Raw genomic sequence first — 6,534 nt, forward strand, 5'->3', positions numbered from 1 at the left:
AGTAAATTTTACAAAAATCGTCTATAAAACTATATAATTCTGTGATATCTTTTTTCATGCCTGTGTTTATTTTTTTTTCCAAAAAAAACATTTATCACAGGCATTAACTCCTTGCAACTCCTATATCTCCTTTATTTTTTCTTATCCCTTATCCCGAATTGACGTATAAAAGTTAGAACCTGCTCTCTCATTAATTTTTTCTTTAATATTGTCTTACCATTTTTATCTACACCGTGAATTTGAAAAATTCTTTTTGCAATATCTATACCAATTGTGGTAACTTCCATATGGGCCTCCTTATTGTTGTTTAGGATTCATTTCCTATCCTAGAAGATTAGCATATGCTTCTCATTCTGTATATAGGGTAGGTCCATACCATTAATTCAGGAGAAGTTGATGCTAGGAGCGATGGAGCGACGCCTATAAGTAATAGGCGAGCGACGAGTGACGACGTCACCAACTTCTCATCAATTGACTATATCTTAACAAGAAGATTTTTAAACCATATAATTATGCTAATGCGATTACAACTATTGCTATTTTTTTCCTGTATAATAACATTCAATATAAGCTCATATTCTGCTTATGCTGCAAAAAAACCTGTATCTTCTGCACCAACTCCAACAAGTCTTGTCGTAGATTACAATAGTGGTAGAATCTTGCATGATAAAAATTCTACTACTAAAATATATCCGGCTTCATTAACAAAACTAATGACCTTGTATTTATTGTTTGAAGCAGTAGAATCTGGTAGGTTATCAATAAATCAAAAATTATATGTTTCAAAAAATGCAGAAAAAACGTTACCAAGTAAACTAGGACTTAAAGAGAAAGACTCTATTACTGTAAAAGAGGCTATTTTAGGTCTAATTGTTAAATCGGCAAATGACGCGGCTATGGTTGTGGCTGAAAATATTAAAGGTAGTGAGGAAAAATTTGCTCGGTTGATGACTGTTCGTGCCCATCAGCTTGGTATGAGAGATACTTATTTTAAAAATGCTTCTGGATGGCATCATCCTTGTCAAAAAACTACTGCTCGGGATCTTGCTAAACTATCTATAGCTATTAAGCGAGATTTCCCCAAATATTATAGTTATTTTTCTAAAAATAACTTTGTTTTTAGAGGTAAAACTATACGAGGGCATAATAAAGTGAATGAAACTTATGAAGGAGTTGAAGGGTTAAAAACCGGCTATACCACTCCAGCTGGTTATAACTTGATTACTGCTGCAACTAGAAAAAACAAATCATTGGTTGCTATTGTCACTGGCGGCAGATCTGCTGAGTCCAGAAATTTGCAAATGGTAAAACTATTAGATACGCATTTTGATAAATCGAGCAATAATAAGACAATGGCTAATAAATTGATAAAAGTTCCATCAAAAAAATATATTAAAAGAACAAAATCAACTAAAATTGTGACAAATATTAAAGCAAAAAACAAAAAAAAGTTAACTCGAAGTTAGGGAGGGGTAAGTAACCTCAATTTGGTATAAGAATAAGCCTTTTAAAGATATGGTTAATAGTTTACGCATGGCATTTAAAAAAGTCATATAGAAAATAGCTTAGCGTCATTGCGAGCCACCCATAACTGTTGAAAGTTAGAAGAGGAAGCGGTTTTAGACCGAATAGTTTAAAAGTCGTATGTGGTCAACGTCATTGCGAGAAAGACCGTAGGTCAACGAAGCAATCCACAAAAGTAATCAAAAGTGGATTGCCACGACCTACTTGCGTGGTCTCACAATGACGGTTTCTAAATTATTATTTTCTTAAACTAACGTTTATGTGGGGTTTATGTGTAAGGTGAGATAGTAATACTGAGTTATGGAATGAAAAAAATAAGCAATACCAAAAAATAATGAAAACAGCTATTAGTGGAGCATAAAAATCTGCTATATTTATAGATATAACCGAATTTGCAATAACTTGTTATATTGAATTTATGTTAAGTAAATAACTCTTACAACCTAAAGTTTAGGATTAAGGTAATTTAAAAGCACTTAACTAATTACTTAACGTTGATGAATAGGAAGAACATAGCAATAGGGGGAAATATTCAAAGCAATCTAACTAAAAAACAAAAAAAAGGCCGTTTTGTTACTCTCAATCGGTACATTCTTAGAATATTTTGATCTGATGCTCTATATACATATGATGGTAGTTCTTAATGAACTTTTTTTCCCAAAATATGATCCGCATGCAGCACAATTACTTTTATCCTTTACTTTTTGTGCTACATATTTATTGAGACCTATAGGGGCATTAATTTTTGGATGGATTGGTGATAATGTAGGTCGTAAATCAACCGTTATTATCACCACTTTCATGATGGCAATTTCTTGTCTTATCATTGCTAATTTACCAACTTATGCTGAGATAGGTATCACTGCTACTGTGATTGTATCAATATGTCGTATTGCGCAAGGTATGAGTTCCATGGGAGAAATAATAGGGGCAATACTATATTTGAGCGAAACTATAAAACCACCACAACAATATCCAGCTGTATCACTATTGACTTTTTTATCTGCATTAGGGGGAACATTTGCTTTAGGCATTGCATCTATGGCCATCTCTTACAATTTCAATTGGCGTTATGCTTTTTGGTTTGGTGCATCAGTTGCGTTAATTGGTTCAGTAGCTAGGACGACTTTAAGAGAAACACCAGAGTTTATTGATGCAAAACGTCGAATGAAAAGAATTTTTGCAGATATTAATGAAGAACAAGATATACTAAAAAATGACCCTATTTGGACAAAGAAAGTTGATAAAATCACAGCCTTATCTTTGTTTTTAATGAGTTGTATGTGGCCGGTATGTTTTTATTTAACATTTATTCATTGTGGAGAAATTCTTAGAAATAATTTTGGCTATAAGGTTGAACAAGTCATGTACCACAATTTTTGCGTTTCAGTGGTAGAAATGTTAGGAGCTCTGGTATCGGTATACTTAAGTTATTATATATATCCTATAGTGATTTTAAAAATCAGATTAGTAATTTTCTGGGGTTTTATTTTGATTTATCCATACTTATTAAATAATGTTAGAACGCCATTTGATATTCTTTTACTTCAGTCATTTATGATATTTTTTGCAATTCATGTTGTTCCAGCCACACCAATTTTTTACAAATATTTCCCTATCTTTAAACGTTTTACTTATTGTGCTTTTATACATGCTATGTCACGTACGGTAATGTATGTTATCACATCTTTTGGGCTTATTTATTTAACAGAATATTTAGGTAATTATGGATTGCTGATTATTACAATTCCAATCATGATTGGATATAGTTTTGGCATATTGCATTTTGAAAAATTAGAGAAAACAACTGGAAATTATCCTAAAAAGAAAAAATGGTTTCTCTTAATGAATTAGGTAGTATTATATGGTTAAATGATGTCTAAAGAAGGTTTAATTTTTGTTGGTGTAGTACTATCAGCACAAGGAATAAAGGGCAATGTTATAGTAAAATCTTTTACTATGCCAAATACTAATATCATTAAAATGAATTTAGTTGATGAATTAGGAGAAAAATTTATTCTAAAACTACTTAGTCAAAATTCTAGAGGTGATATAATATGTAGATTTAACCAAGTGAATAATAGAACCTCTGCTGAACAATTAAAGGGATGTAAGATTTTTTGTCATAGGTCAGATTTTCCTTCCTTAGGTGAAGAGGAATTTTACATTGAAGACTTAAAAGGTTTATTAGTACTAGATGCCAATTTAGTCGTTATAGGAAAAATTATAAATATTTTTAATTTTAATGCCGGTGATATTATTGAAATTGAGTTTGCCAGCAATAAAACAGTAGAGTTATTTCCTTTTAACAAACAATTTTTTCCAGTAATTACTAAAGAACATGCTATTCTTAATTTGAACGTACAATAACAATAGACCTCTTGCCTAACCTAATCTAATTGGTAATTTTGTTGTCAAAACTCGTCTCCGTTCCTCACGTACATCTTAGTACGCTGCGGTACTCGACTTCGTTTTTCCTAAAAATTCCTCAATTATCTTTAGGTTAGGCAAGAGGTCTAATATCAAAATAACCTATTCGGCTTAGCTATAAAGGATTAATATTTGATGTTATGCGATTGATGTGTTAGAATATTTTCTGTGGATTAAACCTGTCCATTACCCACTGATATTAACATTTCCATTGGTATTGGCATTAGATAATGACCCAACAAAGCTTTCTAGATTCATTAAATCATCAGCAATTAGCAGCGGTTCTACACGTGCGTGGTTCTCTGCTTGTGCTTGCTGGAGCAGGGACTGGTAAAACTAAAGTATTAACAACAAGAATAGCCAACATAATTAATCAGGGTTTAGCGTCACCTAGCAATATTTTAGCAGTTACTTTTACCAATAAAGCGGCTAGAGAAATGCAAGAGCGAATCAGTAAAATGATTTATTGTTATGGGCTAAACATAGGCACTTTTCATTCTATAGCAGCCAAGATTTTACGCCAGCAAGCAGAGCATTTGAATCTTAACTTAAACAGTAGATTTACTATTATTAGTCATGATGATCAGCTTAAATTGGTTAAAGACATAGTTAAGCAAGAAAATATAGACCCCAAAAAATATGTTCCTAAAGTATTGCATATTATTATCTCACGTTGGAAGGATCAAGGATTATTGCCGTGTAAACTTTCGGAATCTGACATTAAGTTACCGATTCATAAAGTGGCTAAATCTATCTATGACGAGTATCAGCAAAATTTATTAGCATCTAACGTGGTGGATTTTGGAGATTTGCTACTATACAATAATGAGTTATTTATAAAAAATCCTGCAATATTAAAGCATTATCAGGAACGATATCAATATATTTTAATTGATGAATATCAAGATACCAACGCTGTCCAATATCTTTGGGCTAGGATGCTTGCGAGTAGCACAAAGAATATTTGTTGCGTTGGCGATGATGATCAATCTATATATGGTTGGCGCGGTGCGGAAATTGGTAATATATTACGTTTTGAAAAGGATTTTCCAGATGCTACAGTAATAAAATTAGAACAAAATTATAGGTCTAGTTCAGAAATTTTATCAGCGGCATCCAGTGTAATTGACAATAACAAGAATCGTCATGGTAAAACCTTGTGGACTGATAAAAATGATGGACAAAAAGTCAAAATTATATCTTGTTGGAACGATAAAGAAGAAGCAAGATTTGTTGTATCTGAAATTGACAAATTAGTTACAGAAGGTAAGTATAATGCCAGTTTAGTTGCGATATTAGTTAGAGCTGGTTTTCAAACTAGAGCATTTGAAGAAGTTCTGATTAGTAATGCATTACCGTATAAAATAATCGGTGGTCTTAAGTTTTATGAACGAATGGAAATACGCGACCTACTCTCCTACATACGTGTCACTTTAAATCATAGTGATAGTCTTGCTCTTGAGCGTATAATAAATGTTCCAAGAAGAGCCATTGGCAATACTACATTAAAACAAATAAAAGATTATGCAGCTGAACATAACATACCTATTCTTATTGCTATTCGTCAAATGTTACAAGAAGGAGTTGTTAAAAATAAGGTCAAAGATAGTTTAAATCAGTTAATTACTAACATAGATAATTGGAATTTGCGATATCAAAACGAGCCAGCACTTAATGTGACAAAAGATTTATTAAAAGAATCAGGTTATCTACCAATGTTACAAGAAGAAAAGACTGACGAGGCAATTGGCAGGATTGAGAATATTAATGAAATGCTGAGAGCAATTGCAGAATTTGGTAATATTCAAGAATTTATCGAACATTCGAGTTTGGTAATGGAAAATGAAACGTTAGAATCAAATTTTGGTGGGTCTATTAGTATTATGACTCTACATGCTGCCAAAGGTCTTGAATTTGATTTAGTTTTTTTGCCCGGTTGGGAAGAGGGGGTTTTTCCACATCAAAGATCACTAAATGAAGATGGAGAGAAAGGTTTAGAAGAAGAGCGGAGAATTGCTTATGTTGGTATTACTAGAGCAAAGAAAGAGCTGTATATTACTTATGCCGAAAGTCGTTTTATGTTTCATGAAGTAATAAGGTCTTCTCCTTCTAGATTTCTTAGGGAAATACCGGATAATGTTTGTGTTAGAACTTCTTCAACCAAACAGCTTAATTATTTAGGGGCAAAGCACAAATTTTCTTTTTAACCTAACTTGATTAGTATTTGAGCCATAGTAAATGTGCGTTTATTACTCGATAATCAAGTTTTTTGTAGGGATTATAAATAGTAGGTTGTTCGGAATATATCCAAGTCACAACACCTATCTTTAAACGCAAAATTTGTCATATATGGACGAGTGAATTTGTCAAGAAAGAAAATAAAAAAATAGAGCCACAAAGGAAGCGGTCATATATTCGGCATCGAGTGCCATAATGGTTTCTGCATTCTTATAAATATCCTTGAGTGACCTCTCATTCCCACGGCTTCTAGAGCCTCGACATAATTACGGATTTTATTCAGAATACTTATTCATTAACTCTTTAACTTTCGTTCTCTTTATTGTTACTATTCTTTACTCA

General features: G+C 32.4%; 5 protein-coding genes. 4 read left to right on the forward strand and 1 reads right to left on the reverse strand.

From position 1 onward, the window contains the following. Positions 1 to 131 precede the first annotated feature (131 nt). The gene (locus RiCNE_RS04965; RefSeq protein WP_204839957.1) at positions 132 to 287 is read right to left on the reverse strand and encodes a hypothetical protein; all 156 of its coding nucleotides are present in this window, start codon (positions 285 to 287) and stop codon (positions 132 to 134) included. A gap of 231 nt (positions 288 to 518) precedes the next feature. Here RiCNE_RS04965 and RiCNE_RS04970 point away from each other — a divergent pair, with 231 nt between their 5' ends. The 4 genes from RiCNE_RS04970 (at position 519) to RiCNE_RS04985 (ending at position 6,161) form a co-directional block, all read left to right on the forward strand. After that, a complete protein-coding gene (locus RiCNE_RS04970; protein ID WP_094649500.1) occupies positions 519 to 1,466 on the forward strand; it encodes a D-alanyl-D-alanine carboxypeptidase family protein in 948 nt (315 codons plus the stop codon). Between the two features lie 628 nt (positions 1,467 to 2,094). After that, positions 2,095 to 3,378 (forward strand): MFS transporter, encoded by a 1,284-nt coding sequence (locus RiCNE_RS04975; RefSeq protein WP_239832709.1) that lies wholly within the window; start codon positions 2,095 to 2,097, stop codon positions 3,376 to 3,378. 18 nt (positions 3,379 to 3,396) lie between these two features. Further along, complete coding sequence (gene rimM / locus RiCNE_RS04980) at positions 3,397 to 3,894, forward strand: ribosome maturation factor RimM (protein WP_094649498.1); 498 nt, start codon at positions 3,397 to 3,399, stop codon at positions 3,892 to 3,894. A gap of 290 nt (positions 3,895 to 4,184) precedes the next feature. After that, entirely contained in the window at positions 4,185 to 6,161 is a 1,977-nt protein-coding gene (locus tag RiCNE_RS04985) for a UvrD-helicase domain-containing protein (RefSeq protein WP_094649499.1), read from the forward strand. Positions 6,162 to 6,534: the final 373 nt, after the last annotated feature.

Source organism: Rickettsia endosymbiont of Culicoides newsteadi (assembly GCF_002259525.1).
Taxonomy (GTDB): Bacteria; Pseudomonadota; Alphaproteobacteria; order Rickettsiales; family Rickettsiaceae; genus Tisiphia.

Bases quoted from the DNA above. Each gene is read 5' to 3' on its own strand.
- RiCNE_RS04965 (WP_204839957.1), bottom strand. From the start codon at position 287: ATGGAAGTTACCACAATTGGTATAGATATTGCAAAAAGAATTTTTCAA.
- RiCNE_RS04970 (WP_094649500.1), top strand. From the start codon at position 519: ATGCGATTACAACTATTGCTATTTTTTTCCTGTATAATAACATTCAAT.
- rimM (WP_094649498.1), top strand. From the start codon at position 3,397: ATGATGTCTAAAGAAGGTTTAATTTTTGTTGGTGTAGTACTATCAGCA.
- RiCNE_RS04985 (WP_094649499.1), top strand. From the start codon at position 4,185: ATGACCCAACAAAGCTTTCTAGATTCATTAAATCATCAGCAATTAGCA.